Below are 16910 nucleotides of genomic sequence, written 5' to 3' on the forward strand. Positions count from 1 at the left end.
CAAAGTTATATCCTTTCTATGAACTTCAAATAACCTGTGGCTCCATCATCAGAACCTGGCTAACTTGTGAATAAAGTAACATGATTGTTTATTATAACCAAATTATTTAGGTTTTATATTCACCGGGCTTTTTGGAGTAAGTATTCAAAATAAGCGCTCTTAAAATCAAAGCTCAAAATTAGACAAGTTATTGAATATAAGTCTATATTATTAAATAAGTACCTTATCTTAGCTAAGAAATCAAAAAAGGATATTGATATGGCTAATTCACAAGAATTTAACCAACCCCCAGTGGATGAGTTAAAACGAAACTGGGGATGGATTTTAGGATTTGGAATATTTTTCCTTATCCTTGGCTGTGTTGGTCTTGGAATGGTAGTTGGTCTAACCTTGGTAAGTATGTTCTTTTTCGGTGCCTTATTAATTGTTGGGGGAATAAGTCACATTATAGACGTATTTAAATACAAAGAGTGGAAAGGAATGATATGGCAGGCGCTTATTGCAGTGTTGTATATTGCAGCGGGATGCATTGTTTTGTATGACCCGTTTTTAGCATCTACTCTAATCACAGCTTTTCTGGCAGCGGTGCTTATTGTAATTGGTTTAACAAGAATGATTATGGCTTTTGCCTTAAAAGATTCCACAGGATGGGGATGGTTGTTATTGGCCGGAATCACCGCCATTATTCTTGGGATATTAATTCTAATGCAATGGCCAGTTAGCGGGCTGTGGATCATTGGGCTTTTTATCGCGATTGAATTGATCGTCACTGGTTGGACATATATTTTTATCGCTATCTCAGTAAAAACGGCCAAACTCTAGCAGAAGAGAATCACAGGAGCTCTCTAACTCAATACCATCCTTACGTCTTTTAAGACGAATGATGGTATGTTCAACAGAAAACCAATTTTAAACCGAGCCTGGAAAACTCAGTATAAACAAAGCGTATTCGCCCTCTTTAGATTCACAAACAATATCACCACCAAACGCATTCATAACTAATTTACAAAATGATAAACCAATGCCTGTTCCCATAAAGGTAGTAGTATAGAAATGATTAAATAATCGATTTAATTGTTGTTTGCTCATCCCTTTTGCTGTGTCTTTAAAATACAAATAATGATACTTATCGCCAGATTCAGTCCAAATATTAATCTCCCCACGCTGTGCCATTGCGATAACATAAAGTGCATTTTTTATTAAATTAAATAAAATATGCTGCATTAACAACTTAGAGCCTTTAAATTGAAAATCACCAGTCCATGTGATTAATGTTCTTTCTCTTGGTGACTGAAATGGGTATCTGGTAATAGCCTCAGACAAACATTCTGCTATAGAACAAGTCTCTAATATGCAATTTTGCAAAATATTATCGCGACTTGCCTTGACTAATAACATATCAATGATCGTATTAGCATAATCAATTTCACTAACAATTCGATTGCTGACTCCCCCAAGCTGTAATAACAATCTGTCACGTAAAGGTGAGGATATTAACTCTTGTTTTTTAGCCAATTGGTAACCATCAATCAATCTTGGCAAATATTGGACTAAAGCTTGAGCGCCGCTCTTTATTCCTAACAATGGTGAACGCAATTCATGGGCAATCATGCCTGCAGCAGCAGCCATGCCAGCCAATTTTTGTTGTTGCAACATGGCTGTTTTATAATTTAAAGTAGAACCTGCAATAATGGTAAATATGATCACCAATGTCATTTGTATATGCTCTTCTCCAAAATACATTTGCGGAGAAACAAGATAATAACTTACAAGGGCTAAACTAAACCCCAGTATCAACACAATGGATAAACTCAATAAATCAACGAGCAATACAAGTAAAAATACACCACACAACAAAGACATCGCAGAAATAACGCTTGCTTGATTCATTAAAAATAAAAAAGTAAAAAAATATGGCAAAGTAAACAAAAGAGTTAAAAACCAATACCAAGATAAATATTGCTTCCATTTTAATGGCCAATAAGGAGTAAGCATCAATCCCAAACCTAAAAGGCTTCCAATAAGACGGAGTGGCAGGTTTTCATAAGGCTGAGGCAACCAGAAAGCCCAAATAACATAAAATAAAGGAAATCCCACAAAAGCTATCGCGCCTACTGCAACCAATTGATGAGCAGAATTAGACAAACTACGCTGCATTGATTCATCTAAATGTTTCACTATTTTTTTTAGTTGTGACATTTCTTATCCTTAAATCCAGCTAAAAAACGCCCCTGATTTTCAGCGCTTTATCTACCAGAAAAGCCTATCATAAAATATAGGGATTGTGCATGGGATATGCTCTATAGGACTTACACAAAGCTCCAAGGTCGAGGCAAAAAAAATTTTTAATAAGGAGCTTAGATAAGCTATAGTTATTTGATTGTTAAATGACTATAAATGACAGGATTAAAAAATTTTTTAGCAAAGAAATTGGGGGTTGGCACTATAAACCAATTCTCAAACCGGTAGGAATGCTCATTTATAAATCAATTGCCCGACAAGATTTGCGTACCTATTATCTCAATGGGGTTCTTTTTAAATTAGAATCAATGTTATGATCTTTACCCAAAGAACATATACCGTCTATTCCATGAGCGCAAAAATTATACGAATCGCAACGAGGCAGAGCCCGCTTGCACTATGGCAGGCTAATCATGTACGGGAAATGCTTGTAAAGCAATGGCCAAATCTAAGCATTGAATTATTACCCATGATAACCTCTGGCGATCGGTTTCTTAAAGATAAATTATTATCCGCAGGAGGGAAAGGGTTATTTGTTAAAGAGTTAGAAGAAGCATTATTGGATAAAAGAGCGGACTTGGCTGTTCATTCGACTAAAGACATGCCAGCACAACTTCCGGATGGCCTCTTGTTGACCGCCATTTGCAAAAGAGATAACCCTTTTGACGCTTTAATAAGTCCCCAATTTAAAAGTCTTGCTGCTCTCCCCAAAAACGCGATTATTGGTACATCAAGCCTTAGACGTCAATCTCAACTATTGGCTTACAATCCCAATTTGCAAATCAAAACATTAAGAGGAAACATCCATACAAGACTCAGCAAACTGGAGTCAGGAGAGTATCAAGCCATTATTCTTGCTGCCGCAGGCTTGGAAAGAATGGGCTTGGCACATCACATCACCCAACTCATACCCGATGACATTATGCTGCCTACTTGTGCTCAGGGCGCTTTATGTATTGAGTGCCGAACTGACGATTTGGAAATCCAGGAGCTGGTTCATGGCTTAAATGATCCAATTTCTGCTCTTTGTGTCCATACTGAGCGACGCGTCAACGCAAAATTAGGAGGCAATTGCCATATACCCTTTGCTGTTTATTGTACCATTACTGAGGAGAAACTCCTCCTTTTGAGAGCAAAAGTACTTAATATGGATGGTTCTCAAATGATTGATGATGAGCAACAAGGGAAAATTGCAGAAGCTGAAGTCATTGCAGACAGGTGTACCGAGTCATTAATGACTAAAGGTGCAATGTCCTTATTAAGTACGATACCATCATGACCAAATCACTTAATGGTCTTCGCATATTAAACACCAGACCCAGGGAGCAAGCACAAGTGCTTAATAAAAAAATTATCGAGTCTGGCGGAATACCCATCGACTGCCCCACGATGGAAATAATGGCGTCTGAAACCAATTGGATAAATAATTTGCCTGATTTGACCTCAGTAAATCAGGCCATTTTTGTCAGTACAAATGCCGTTCGTTATTTCATGATGGAACTGGCTTCCAAAAACATCAATTGGCCAAATAGCATCCGGGTAACTGCTATAGGTAAAGGCACCTCCAGAGTACTCAATGAATTCAATATCCAGGTTAGTGATGTCCCCGAATTACCTGACAGCGAGCATTTACTGACTCTCAATTCGTTGCAACAAATAAGAAATCAGACGATTCTGCTTGTGAAAGGAGAAGGAGGCAGGCAACTGATTGAAGAATATTTAATGCTGAAGGGAGCGAAACTATGTCTTCTGTCAGTCTATAAACGAGTCATGCCAGCCATCGACCAAGAATTTATTAATTCTCTGTGGCGCGATGACCTGGTGGACATTATACTGTTAACAAGTGAGCAGTCCATACATAATCTTTTTAAAATGTTTAGCATAGAGGGGCAAATGTGGTTACAAAACAAACCTTGCCTGGTCATTAGTGACCGACTTGCAAAGGTAGCTTCTTTATTTGGAATTAAAAAGATTCTTATTAGCCATCCAGAAAGGATGATAGGTGCGTTATTTGACTATAAGGATTAATCCATGGCCAATAGCAATGAAGAACAGAAAAAAACAATTCAACCGCAACAACCATCTAAAGTTGAGCCCGACATCAACCAACAAATGAAAGCCTCTTTCTTCGGTAGTAAATACCTATCCTTAATAATCAGCTTGACATCGCTTTTGGCGTTCCTTGCTATCATCGTCTCTATTTATTCCATTCAATTGGAGAAACAATTTCAAAACCATCAGCTTGTTGAAAACAAAAATTTAACTGATGAATTGGAAAGAATAAAAGTAGAGCAAAATACAGTCCAAAAGCTCCTGGATAACAATGCCAATCATCTTCAGCAAATTCAGAGTGATTTAACAAGCAAAATGGATAGCTTAAATAAAGAATTACAAACAGCTATGAAGCAAAAATTGTATCAAAATAATGATTGGCTTCTTTTAAAGGCACGTTATTATCTTGAATTAGCGCAAATCAATGTTCATTGGAGTGATAATTTTAATACCTCTGTCGCCCTTTTACAGCAAGCTGATGCGCTACTGAAAGGTATGAATATCCCCAAAATATTTACCATTCGCCAGACAATCGCCAAAGAAATTGCCCAATTAAAGTCAATTTCTGTTGTTGATATCACAGGGATATTAAGTCAATTGGATGCGGCCCAAGCGGCTATCAATAATCTTTCTATTCAATCCGTAGTAGATCAACAGGAAGTGCTAAACCATATCACCAAGTCTGAAGAGTCTGGCAAAACTGGATGGCGAAATCGGTTGCAAGACAGTGTGAATTTTCTGGAGAAATTGGTTGTTATTCGTCGCCACAATGAAAATATTCAACCACTTATATCCCCTCTATATGAATCTGCAATAAAAGAGAATATCCGCCTTAACCTTCAGGAAGCGCAGTGGGCTATTTTAAATAATAACCCCGCAGTCTACCAGTTTGCTTTAAACCAGGCCATTGCAAATCTTAAAAGAGTATTTAATGAATCTTCCCAAAACACCGACGTTTTGATTAAGCAATTGTCCACTTTGCAAAATGTAAAATTAACTCAGGAAAAACCTGTCGTAGGACAAGCCATCCCGCTAATCAATCAAATGATTGACAATAAAGAGTTGCTGGTCGATCAAGCAAACAGCAAGAAAGGAGAAAATTAAGAATGATACGAGTTCTGTTTGCTTTTATTATTTTACTGCTCTCTGTGTTCCTTGGTATTCAACTCAATAAGGATCCAGGTTATGTCTTAATAGCTATTAATAACTGGACTATTGAAACTACCTTATGGGTCTCTGTTTTTGGCTTGTTTTTTCTGTTTTTTTTAATCTATGGCCTGGTTCAGTTTTGCAATAAAATTACAAGAATGCCAGGCATGGTCAATAAATGGCACTCACGACGCTTGGCACAAAAAGCTCAAGCCACGACTCGAAAGGGACTGATAGAATATAGCGAGGGCTATTGGCAAAAAGCAAAAAATCATTTAATACAAGCTCTGCCAAACACCGACACTCCTTTACTTAATTATTTAACAGCAGCGAGAGCTGCTCAAAAAATGGGGGATAGCAAGCTTCGCGATCATTATCTTAGGGAAGCACAGCAATCTATGCCCGAAGCGAAAATTGCTGTTGAATTAACCCAAGCGCAATTACAATTGGCCAATCACCAATGGGAACAGGCATTGGCCACATTAAAGCATCTTCAAGATTTAGCACCACGCCATCCTTATGTCTTGAAATTATTAATGAATCTTTATGAAGAAATAAAAGATTGGCAGCAGTTGATCGCTCTTTTACCTGATTTAAAAAAGAACCACATTATTTCAGATCAAGCTTTTGAACAATTACAAAAAAATACTTATTTGCAAGCAATGATTGATTTGGCAAAACACAATCAATCAGATGGCATTACCAAATTGTATCAGACGCTGCCAAAAACACTGGTTAACGATACTGCAATTACAGCAGAATATGCCCGCTTTCTGATTAGGAATCAGGATTACGATCAGGCAGAATATCATTTAAAGCGATGCCTTCGCAAAGAGTTGGATAATCGGTTAATTGAGCTTTATAGCCTGCTCCCTTGTGAAGAAAATCAATTGTTATTTGCTGAATCATTACTCAAAAAAAATCCTCACTCAGCCGCATTGTACCTATGTTTAGGGAGAATGTGCCTCTCGCGGCATTTATGGGGAAAAGCCAAACATTATCTTGAACAGTCTATTGAGCTAAACCCCACGCCCGTAGCATTTATCGAACTTGGCAAACTCCATGAAAAGCTAAATGACCCCTTATCCAGTGGCTCTTGTTATAAAAAAGGTCTGGAGTTGATAACAAAAGATGAATTATCCTAATTGATTAAAAACTGAAAGACACAGCTCGAAATGCAAAGCAAAAAATGTTTTTAATAAGGGCGTTTAGATACAATTAATGAATAAATTAAACCTTTTTTTAAACAAAGAAATTAGGGGTCGTAAATCCAGCCCCAATTAAATGATTATCCTGGGATTATGACATGCGTCATTGCATTCCGTTTCTGTTTTTTCAACCTGAATAGTGACATGCTGAATGCTGAAATCATGCTTTAATTTTTCAACCAGCTCTCTACGCAAGTCATCAGATAATGACTCCTCGGGCATAAATAAATGAACGGAAAGTGCATTTTCTTTCGTACTGATTGCCCAAATATGTAAATCATGAATAGATTTTACACCAGGGATAGCCAAGAGAAAATCACTGACTTTAATCCAGGATATATCACGGGGAACACCGTCAATAATTAATCTGAAACTATCCGCAAATAGTGACCAGGTGCCCTTCAAAATCACTAATGCAATTAATAGTCCGACAACCGGATCTATCCATAACCAACCCGTCAGGTATAATACACCCGCTGATAAAACAACACCTACCGAGATCAAAGCATCATAAAATAAATGCAAATAAGCTCCTCGAATATTAAGATCGTCAGAACCCCGTAAAAACAAGAGCGCTGTAGAGAAGTTCACGACTATACCAATCGCAGCGACTATCATCACAGAGACAGCTTGAATTTCAGTCGGTGAAAATAACTTATACATTGCATCTGTCGCTATGATCCCGCAAGTAAATACCAGTAACGCTCCATTGGCCAATGCCGCTAAAATAGAGGTTTTTTTAAATCCATAAGTTGCTTTATGGGTAGGTTTTCTCTTCATTAATCCGGTTGCTACCCATGCTAAAATCAGCCCTAATACATCACCTAAATTATGAAAAGCATCTGCTAGCAAGCTGGTAGAGTTCGCTAAATAGGCAAAAATAATTTGCATCACAACAAAAAGGCCATTCGCAGTAATTGCAATTATAAAAGCCCTGTCATAAGTCACTTCCCCATGCTCATGATGGTGTGCTCCATCATGCGAATGCTTACTCATAAGTCTCCTTCGTTCTTGCTTGCAGAGTAATAATTAAGTCCAATTTTAATGCGATCTCTTGTATTTTGCTTGCGCCAGGCATTCGTATCTCGTAAAGAATAAACACAACCACAATACTCTTGTTTGTAAAATGCTTCTCTTTTGGCAATTTCGTACATTCTTTCAGAGCCGCCATTCTTTCGCCAATTATAAGTCCAATATATCAAATCAGGATAATGACTTGCTGCCCGCACTCCGCAATCATTGATCTGATTCATATCTTTCCAACGTGAAATACCCAAAGAGCTACTGATAACAGGAAAGTCATGCTCATAAGCATAGAGTGCTGTTCTTTCAAATCGCATATCAAAACACATAGTGCAACGCTTGCCTCTTTCTGGCTCCCATTCCAATCCTTTGGCTCGAGCAAACCAGTTTTCTTTATCGTAATCGGCATCGATAAAGGGGATATTATGCTTTTGGGCAAACTTAATATTCTCTTCTTTTCTTATTTCATATTCCTGGAGAGGATGAATATTGGGGTTATAAAAAAATATAGTAAAGTCAATCTCAGAAAAAATGAGCGCTTCCATCACTTCACCTGAACAAGGAGCACAACAGGAATGAAGTAATAACTTTTTAGCGCCATTAGGTAATTCTAAACGTTCTCTATTTGTCATTTTTTACTTCCGGCAAATTAATAAAATGTTGTCGATAATAAATCAGCTCATTGATTGAATCTTTTATATCATCCAAAGCAAGATGTTTCGATTCCTTAACTACTCCATTCATTAATTCTGGACGCCAGCGCAATACCAGCTCTTTCAACGAACTGACATCCAAATTCCGATAGTGGAAATAAGCAGCCAACTCAGGCATGTATTTATATAAAAAACGTCTATCCTGGCAGATACTATTGCCACACATGGGTGATTTTCCCTTATCCACATACTGTTTTAAAAATTCAATCGTTAATTGTTCAGCTTGAGATTCACTGACATTGCTCTCTAAAACTCGCTTCACCAATCCCGACTGATTATGTTGCTTTGTATTCCATGCATCCATACTGTCTAGAAGAATTTTAGGCTGAGACACCGCTATGACAGGTCCCTCTGCGAGAATGTTAAGTTGTGGATCCGTTACAATCGTGGCCATTTCTATAATTCTATCTTGTTCTGGCTCAAGGCCAGTCATTTCCAAATCAATCCAAATTAAATTTTGATTATTTTTCATTTGATTTCCAAGAAGTCATAATTCGCTCTACACAAGCCACACGACTTTGATGCATGGCCTCCTTAATCGCTTTACCTTCATAACCTTGTACGATAAAAGTTTGTGGCGTCACTTTAACACATTCAGATAATATTTCATTCCATAATTGAGTTTGGCGATAGACCACTGTTTTGCCACAACTCTCGGCATCTGCTTGACAAGCAATCAATATTTTATGAAATAATTGAGGTCGTCTAAAGGCATCTACCTGCTCCAAAAGCTTGACGATTGTGTTAGGACGCAATTCGCATAGCCTATGAATATTCAAATGAGCTCGCGCCACTGTAACGGCCAAGTCGCGATAATCATTAGGAATGCGCAAGCGAGCACATAATGCTCGAATCAGCTTGGTACCCTCCTCCTCATGCCCATGGTGTTTAGGCCATGCCTGAATTGGTGTCGAGGCTTTGCCTAAATCATGAACCAAAGCAGCAAATCGTACTAATGGTTCTTCGCTAAGCTCAGATGATGCCCGTAATGTCATTAATGAATGAATGCCCGTATCTATTTCTTGATGGTATTGATGTGGATTAGGCACACCAAATAATGAGTTAATTTCTGGCAAAATCACTCTTAATGCATCACAGGAACGTAAAGAAAGAATGAATTGTTCAGGATTTTTTTCTTCAAGACTTTTTTGCCATTCCTGCCAAACACGCTCGGGGATCAAATGAGCTAATTCACCTTGTTTAACCATGGAATACATTAATAAACGAGTCTCATTGGCTATTCTAAATCCAAGATGATGAAACCGACTGGCAAAACGGGCAACACGTAAAACCCGAACAGGATCTTCTACAAAAGCGGAGGACACATGACGTAATAATTTCTCTTCGAGATCTCGCTGTCCCTGATATGGATCAATTAAATTTCCCTGTTCATCCATAGCCATGGCATTAATCGTTAAATCTCGTCGTGCCAAATCCTCTTCCAACGTCACTGATTCACTAAAATCACAAATGAATCCATAATATCCTGGAGCTGATTTACGCTCTGTTCTTGCTAATGCATATTCCTCTTTCGTTTCAGGATGCAAAAAAACGGGGAAATCCCGCCCAACTTGCCTATATTTTCTTTTTAATAATTCTTCCGGCGTTGCTCCGACGACTACCCAATCCTGTTCCTGGACAGGAATTCCTAATAATCGATCACGAACTGCACCGCCTACCAAGTAGACTTTCATTAAATATGATTTACCTTCATACTGTATTATTAATCGCATCAATTATAGTATAGATTGACACTATGAGTAAAAGACGAATCAATAAGCAGCAATCTGCCCGTATAGCTAAAATCCAGAAAAACTACCATGAATACATGGGAAATAACTCCGATAACCTGGCTGATGGTTTAGTCATTACTCGATTTAGCAGGCATGCAGAAATTGAAGACAATCAGGGGAAACGAATTCTTTGCTCTATCCGACCTAATCTTGACACACTGGTGGCTGGTGATAGAGTAATCTGGCAGATAGAAGGTGAGAAACAAGGGGTAGTTGTGAGCATCTATCCCAGGGGAAGCTTACTGGCAAGGCCCAGTCAGAAGGGGTTAAAGAGACCCGTTGCGGCAAATATCACTCAACTGGTTGTAGTGATTGCTCCAAAACCAGAGATTAGTTGGCCATTACTTGACAGCTATTTGATTATGGCAGAGATACTTCAAGTACACGTGGTGATCGTTCTCAATAAAATTGATCTTCCCTGTCAAACACTTCAGCAGCGACTCATGATGGATTACCAATTGCTGAACTATCCCGTCATCATGGCAAGTAACCAAACCCCAGACACAATAGTACCATTAAAACAAGCATTAAATAATCAAATCAGTGTTTTTGTTGGCCAATCGGGGGTAGGCAAATCATCATTGATTTCAAGTTTATTGCCACATGAGGAAAATATTGCGATCGATAAAATATCCATGGTCTCAGAGTTAGGCAAACATACTACAAGAAACTCTCGCTATTATCATCTACCTAGTGGTGGTGCCTTGATAGACTCGCCAGGCGTTCGGGAATTCAGCTTGTGGGATATTGATTGCTCTATGATTGCTCAAGGATATAAAGAATTCAAACCTTATTTGTCCCAATGTAAATTCCGCAACTGCACACATATTAATACGCCCCAATGCGCGATCATTGATGCGCTAAATAAGGGAAAGATTTCAACCCAACGATATGAAAATTTTACAAAATTATGTGCCCAATTTAATAGTTTAAAAGAGTAAACAAAAAGCTCTTCCGAAAATAGATAATCAGTTATCAACGTAACGCAGCACTTGTTGTTAGGTCTTCAGCCGAAAGCACCCCGTTTTGCAATCCACGCTGGTATTCTAATTGATAGTCAACAGCAGTTGTTAATAATTGATTAAGCAAGCCATTCCTGCTAACCCCTGTAAAATCAAATGAGGTAGCACCAGCCTCAATTTCCTTTTTGATCCGCGCAGCAGCAATCATATTATTTTTTGTAGTCTTACGATTAAAAAATAATGGTTTAAGATCCCACCAGGTTGCTCCTTCTTGTCTTGTAACAATATATTTATCCAATGCCTCGCCAAGTGCTTCTGCCCATGTTTGGCCTCTATATAGTTGGGTCATGAAATATTGCTCAGGTGTATATTGATATCTATTATATTGGGGTGTTTGTAGCAGATTGTTATATGTTACAGTTTGTCCTGCCTCAAGATTGTTAACCGTCAATACATCTTTATCTGTATCATAACTAAGTGATACCGACTTTGCCCCCACTGGTAGCATAACGGTTTTAAAAACAATATTTCTCTCTTGTAATCTTTGAAATTCGCGATAATCAACCATACTTCGCGGGTGAAGGATAAAGGTTATATCCTTTACATCTTTAAGTTCACTACCTGATAATTTCAAAGGCGCACTACCCATGTAATCACCAAAGATACGGTTTGGATTCAAATGATAAAAATATCGAGAACCATCAATTTGAGTGATTAAAGCGACAACACATTGATAATATTCATAATGCCCATATAACTTTGCTGACTCCATCTTCATTTTATTATTAGTACTTACTGTTTCATAAGATTGATTATTTGTGCCTGGAGCAATATTGGGGAGCAAATGCGAACTTGAAAAGAAAGTAGATAAAAATTGGTCTTGCATTAATTTTTGATATAATTGAGGAAAGCGATATTGGCATGAAATCAATCGATCATTATTGATGGTTAATATAGTATCTGTTAATTGCTCTTTTTCCTCCTGAGTGTATTTATCAGTCATTTTAACATACATCAAAGAAGCAACGTATTCATCAATATCGCCTATCATTTCTAATGATATCAATCCCTCGACAAACCTGGGATCATAACCATTTAAAAATTCAATTTTTTGTACCTGACTTAAAAGTTTTGTTCTATCAAGTGCCGCGTTTCTTAAAGCAAGTTCTATTAGATTTGACATATTATAATTTCAAAAGCATAAATAAGACAAATTGTTTAATTATGATTCAATTCGCGCACTGGAGCAAGCTTTGCTCATCTAGGCCAAGACAATCGATCCATATCAATGCGATGAGTTCAAAATGCACAATAATGAATTAGGATAATTCCAGTTAATTAAGTCAGGTCGGAGCGCCTATATAATCGATAACTCGGGCTGATTGTTGTGCCTCTTCTATTTCCGCAACAGTCAAAATAGGGCGGCTTATATTTCGCAGGAAAATGAGCATATTTTCCAATTGCTCAGGGTTACAACGCTCTTCTAACGAATGAAGCATTTCTTTAAAGGCTTCCAAAATAGCACTCACTTGCTTTACATCTGTTTTATTAATTAACAATTTCTTACTATCTATGCATTGGTAAGTGCCAAAAAAATTAGGGGAACTGTCTAACTGATGCATACTAATTTGACATAGTCGGTTTGTCACATAATGAATGCAGTTCGTTAAAAATTTACTTTTAGCCTCTACAGGATCAAACAATGACAAAGTTAAAATTAATTTTCGTCTCTGTTGTTCATCTAAACTCTTCAAGAATCTGGAAAATAAAATATTGACTCTCAGTTGAATTTGAAACTCATTATTATTTTGAGCATAAGTATGTATTAATTCATCCAAAAAATTAACAATTTTTTCGCCCAATGATTTATTAATCAATCTAAAATGTACTAAAACATGAAATAATAATTCCGGGTCAAACCAATAAACATCCATTTTAGATAAATCACCCGCCTCTACCAGCTGATACCAATCCAGCGTTGATTGATAGTGTGTCAGCCATTTACAAATGTGTTTATTTTTTTGGCAAAGGATAATGTGCTCATCCATTGTCTTTTTATAGACTGCAATTAAAGCGTCTAACTTATTCGTCATTATGAAAGGAGCAAACTGATTATAGATCTCTTGTCCTTCTGAAAAGATTACATTTTTGATATCCCAAAAACTGATTGTTTTACCTGAAAAAGGAAAAACTTCGAATGGGGTAACAAATAATGACACTAAAAAAGTTTTAATACGATACAATAAATTGTCTGTCCCAGTTTCTACTCTCTTCTCTAAGTGACCTTCCGAGTGGAATTTTGGTTCCAATTCTGCATAAAAAGATAATAACCCTTTATTTGATGCCTTTAATATGGGATTAAATTGATACAGCCAACTCATTATAGCTTTTAACTGTTCATCCACATCATAAGATTGCGCCATATTGATTAAAACAAAAAGTTCTAATAGATAGTATTCTTTCCCATGATATAGAATTTTAACTCCATAGAGAAAATTAATATTTTCTAATTTAAACTGATATAATATTTTAAAAAATTTGTGAATCTCTGCTGTAAATAATTTAAAATCTGCTCCAGAATTTTTTAAATGATAATAACTCTCAATTAACATAAGCAAGTGAGGAAGTACTTCTAATGGAATTTCACCTCTTGATTGCATTCGGGGAAAAGTTTTTTTGTATAGAAAATCCCAAAAATTATCAAATTTTTCTTTATCAATAGAAAATTCTCCATTGCAATATTTTCCTTTATATAACCTCGTTAATTCTTCAATAGTCATTACTTCACATTGTTTAGTCTTTAGTGTTCTACAAGTGGATAACTCAAATTGATTATCAAGCAAATGTTCACATAATCCTCTTTTTCTATATAAAGTTTTTCCATCATATCCAAGATAAAAATTTTCCAATCGAACGGTTTCAGTCAATGGAGTTAAATTATTAAAATCAAACTGATTGGTTACGTGGGGCAGCAAAATTTGCAAATAATTTTTATCTGTGAATGGTTCTATCTCATGAGCCAACTTGATCCAAACCTGGTTTGCCTGAGAAGGATAAAGCAGATAATCACACTCTGAGTCAGCAATCCAGCGTTCGCTAAAACATTGCAAAACAAATTGAATATCATTGGAGGTTAACTCTTCATGATTTTCTCTATGCGAGAAATGTTCTTGTAAAATAGCAGATAATCTTTTATCACAGGGAAGAATAGTTTTCGATTCCCTCAACTCATCAAGAAACCTACGAATGTCTTGTACTAACATTAAAGTCTGCAGCCTATCCTTAATAAACCAAATTGAACCAACAAGCATTCTCTATCAATACTATTGAACTGGAATCACCTAAACAATGTCATGCTTGCTAATAAATAGGAATTATTTTGATATCAGATTGTACTTTGGTCAATAGAGGATTTAATTAATAGAAAAAAACATGTGAAAATAAAAGAAGCGGCTTGAGAGCCGCTATAAGGAATAAAACCCTGGCGATGACCTACTTTCGCATGAGGAAGCCTCACACTATCATTGGCGCGGAAATGTTTCACTTCTGAGTTCGAGATGGTATCAGGTGGTTCCAAATCGCTATAGTCGCCAGGAAAACTGGTTTACCTGAGGCTTTGATTGCTTTATTAAGCCACAGGTTTGGTAAAGAGTCAGAGTTTACACGATACGTATCAGGTATACAAATCAATATCACATTCTGAAGTTACTCAGATTATATGGTCAAGACAATCAGCCAATTAGTACAAGTTAGCTTCACGCATTACTGCGCTTCCACACCTTGCCTATCAACGTCGTAGTCTTCAACGGGCTTCATGGGAAAACTCATCTTGAGGGAGGCTTCCCGCTTAGATGCTTTCAGCGGTTATCCCGTCCGAACTTAGCTACCCGGCCATGCCACTGGCGTGACAACCGGTGCACCAGAGGTTCGTCCACTCCGGTCCTCTCGTACTAGGAGCAGCTCCTCTCAATTTTCCTACGCCCACGGCAGATAGGGACCGAACTGTCTCACGACGTTCTAAACCCAGCTCGCGTACCACTTTAAATGGCGAACAGCCATACCCTTGGGACCTGCTTCAGCCCCAGGATGTGATGAGCCGACATCGAGGTGCCAAACACCGCCGTCGATATGAACTCTTGGGCGGTATCAGCCTGTTATCCCCGGAGTACCTTTTATCCGTTGAGCGATGGCCCTTCCATTCAGAACCACCGGATCACTAAGACCAACTTTCGTTCCTGCTCGAGCCGTCACTCTCGCAGTCAAGCACCCTTTTGCCTTTACACTCTTGGTACGATGTCCGACCGTACCGAGGGTACCTTTGTGCTCCTCCGTTACTCTTTGGGAGGAGACCGCCCCAGTCAAACTACCCATCATACACTGTCCTCATCCAGGATTACTGGACCAAGTTAGAACCTCAATAACAACAGGGTGGTATTTCAAGGGCGGCTCCATGAGAACTAGCGTTCTCACTTCACAGCCTCCCACCTATCCTACACAGTCATCATCAAAGTCCAGTGCAAAACTATAGTAAAGGTTCACGGGGTCTTTCCGTCTAGCCGCGGGTACACTGCATCTTCACAGCGATTTCAATTTCACTGAGTCTCGGGTGGAGACAGTGTGGCCATCGTTACGCCATTCGTGCAGGTCGGAACTTACCCGACAAGGAATTTCGCTACCTTAGGACCGTTATAGTTACGGCCGCCGTTTACCGGGGCTTCGATCAAGAGCTTCTCCGAAGATAACCCCATCAATTAACCTTCCGGCACCGGGCAGGCGTCACACCCTATACGTCTTCTTACGAATTTGCAGAGTGCTGTGTTTTTAATAAACAGTCGCAGCCACCTGGTCTCTGCGGCCCTCTCCAGCTCTGAAAGTAAATCCCATCACCAGAAAGGGCGTACCTTCTCCCGAAGTTACGGTACCATTTTGCCTAGTTCCTTCACCCGAGTTCTCTCAAGCGCCTTAGTATTCTCTACCTGTCCACCTGTGTCGGTTTGCGGTACGGTTCTCTATAAGTTATGGCTAGCAGCTTTTCCTGGAAGCCGGGCATCAATGACTTCTCTGTACCAAAAGGTCAGAACCACTTCGCACCTCAGAGTTATGGAAAACCGGATTTGCCAAGTCTTCCCCCCTACATGCAAGTACCAGGACAACCAACGCCTGGCTCACCTAGCCTTCTTCGTCCCCACTTCACCACTTATAAAAAGTCCAGGAATATTAACCTGGTTCCCATCGACTACGCTCTTCAGCCTCGCCTTAGGGGCCGACTCACCCTGCTCCGATTAACGTCGTGCAGGAAACCTGGGACTTCCGGCGTGTGGGCTTTTCACCCACATTATCGTTACTCATGTCAGCATTCGCACTTCTGATACCTCCAGCACACTTCTCAATGCACCTTCATCAGCCTACAGAACGCTCCCCTACCACGTGCGCCTTCGCGCACATCCGCAGCTTCGGTGACTAGTTTTAGCCCCGTTACATCTTCCGCGCAGGCCGACTCGACCAGTGAGCTATTACGCTTTCTTTAAAGGGTGGCTGCTTCTAAGCCAACCTCCTGGCTGTCTATGCCTTCCCACATCGTTTCCCACTTAACTAGTACTTGGGGACCTTAGCTGGCGGTCTGGGTTGTTTCCCTCTCCACGACGGACGTTAGCACCCGCCGTGTGTCTCCCGTGATTCAATTAGCCGGTATTCGGAGTTTGCATCGGTTTGGTAAGCCATGACAGCCCCCTAGCCGAAACAGTGCTCTACCCCCAGTAATCATTCACG

At 38.8% G+C, this 16910-nt stretch carries 13 protein-coding genes and 2 rRNA genes (1 of these 15 only partly in view); 6 read left to right on the plus strand and 9 right to left on the minus strand.

Features of this window, described 5'->3' with window-relative positions:
* The first annotated feature begins 258 nt into the window (after positions 1–258).
* Entirely contained in the window at positions 259–822 is a 564-nt protein-coding gene (locus LPG_RS13800) for an HdeD family acid-resistance protein (RefSeq protein WP_010948431.1), read from the plus strand.
* Positions 823–909: 87 nt separating this feature from the next.
* Here the strand turns inward: LPG_RS13800 and LPG_RS13805 are convergent, their stop codons facing one another.
* Entirely contained in the window at positions 910–2199 is a 1290-nt protein-coding gene (locus LPG_RS13805; RefSeq protein WP_010948432.1) for a sensor histidine kinase, read from the minus strand.
* Between the two features lie 391 nt (positions 2200–2590).
* Between LPG_RS13805 and hemC the strand changes: the two genes are divergently transcribed.
* Genes hemC through LPG_RS13825 form a run of 4 tightly spaced genes read left to right on the plus strand, consistent with a single transcriptional unit; the run spans position 2591 to position 6587 of the window.
* Positions 2591–3520 carry a hydroxymethylbilane synthase gene (gene hemC, locus LPG_RS13810; protein ID WP_027223811.1) on the plus strand — a complete coding sequence of 310 codons (930 nt, stop codon included), beginning with the start codon at positions 2591–2593 and terminating at the stop codon, positions 3518–3520.
* A complete protein-coding gene (locus LPG_RS13815; RefSeq protein ID WP_010948434.1) occupies positions 3517–4269 on the plus strand; it encodes a uroporphyrinogen-III synthase in 753 nt (250 codons plus the stop codon). Before hemC ends, LPG_RS13815 begins: the two co-directional genes overlap by 4 nt.
* A 3-nt stretch (positions 4270–4272) precedes the next feature.
* Complete coding sequence (locus tag LPG_RS13820) at positions 4273–5397, plus strand: uroporphyrinogen-III C-methyltransferase (protein ID WP_010948435.1); 1125 nt, start codon at positions 4273–4275, stop codon at positions 5395–5397.
* A 2-nt stretch (positions 5398–5399) separates the two neighbouring features.
* Positions 5400–6587, plus strand: a complete 1188-nt coding sequence (locus tag LPG_RS13825) for a heme biosynthesis HemY N-terminal domain-containing protein (protein WP_010948436.1) — start codon at positions 5400–5402, stop codon at positions 6585–6587.
* A 135-nt stretch (positions 6588–6722) separates the two neighbouring features.
* Here the strand turns inward: LPG_RS13825 and LPG_RS13830 are convergent, their stop codons facing one another.
* The 4 genes from LPG_RS13830 to LPG_RS13845 are packed head-to-tail and all read right to left on the minus strand — an operon-like array spanning position 6723 to position 10080.
* Positions 6723–7646 carry a cation diffusion facilitator family transporter gene (locus tag LPG_RS13830; protein WP_010948437.1) on the minus strand — a complete coding sequence of 308 codons (924 nt, stop codon included), beginning with the start codon at positions 7644–7646 and terminating at the stop codon, positions 6723–6725.
* Positions 7643–8305: an epoxyqueuosine reductase QueH gene (locus tag LPG_RS13835; protein ID WP_010948438.1), complete on the minus strand. Its 663-nt coding sequence runs from the start codon at positions 8303–8305 to the stop codon at positions 7643–7645. The genes LPG_RS13830 and LPG_RS13835 overlap by 4 nt, the downstream gene beginning before the upstream one ends.
* Positions 8295–8858 (minus strand): oligoribonuclease, encoded by a 564-nt coding sequence (gene orn, locus LPG_RS13840; protein ID WP_010948439.1) that lies wholly within the window; start codon positions 8856–8858, stop codon positions 8295–8297. The genes LPG_RS13835 and orn overlap by 11 nt, the downstream gene beginning before the upstream one ends.
* Positions 8848–10080 (minus strand): multifunctional CCA addition/repair protein, encoded by a 1233-nt coding sequence (locus tag LPG_RS13845; protein ID WP_010948440.1) that lies wholly within the window; start codon positions 10078–10080, stop codon positions 8848–8850. The genes orn and LPG_RS13845 overlap by 11 nt, the downstream gene beginning before the upstream one ends.
* A 62-nt stretch (positions 10081–10142) precedes the next feature.
* Between LPG_RS13845 and rsgA the strand changes: the two genes are divergently transcribed.
* Complete coding sequence (gene rsgA, locus LPG_RS13850) at positions 10143–11120, plus strand: small ribosomal subunit biogenesis GTPase RsgA (RefSeq protein ID WP_010948441.1); 978 nt, start codon at positions 10143–10145, stop codon at positions 11118–11120.
* A 34-nt stretch (positions 11121–11154) separates the two neighbouring features.
* Here the strand turns inward: rsgA and LPG_RS13855 are convergent, their stop codons facing one another.
* From LPG_RS13855 to LPG_RS13870, 4 genes are all read right to left on the minus strand, one after another.
* Positions 11155–12324 (minus strand): lpg2744 family Dot/Icm T4SS effector, encoded by a 1170-nt coding sequence (locus LPG_RS13855; protein ID WP_010948442.1) that lies wholly within the window; start codon positions 12322–12324, stop codon positions 11155–11157.
* A 160-nt stretch (positions 12325–12484) separates the two neighbouring features.
* Positions 12485–14452, minus strand: coding sequence for a lpg2745 family Dot/Icm T4SS effector (locus tag LPG_RS13860; RefSeq protein WP_010948443.1), 1968 nt, complete (start codon positions 14450–14452; stop codon positions 12485–12487).
* Between the two features lie 168 nt (positions 14453–14620).
* Positions 14621–14736, minus strand: a 5S ribosomal RNA gene (gene rrf, locus LPG_RS13865).
* 123 nt (positions 14737–14859) lie between these two features.
* Positions 14860–16910 (minus strand): 23S ribosomal RNA (locus tag LPG_RS13870); it runs 842 nt beyond the window's last position.

The organism is Legionella pneumophila subsp. pneumophila str. Philadelphia 1, from assembly GCF_000008485.1.
In the GTDB taxonomy this organism is placed as follows: domain Bacteria; phylum Pseudomonadota; class Gammaproteobacteria; order Legionellales; family Legionellaceae; genus Legionella; species Legionella pneumophila.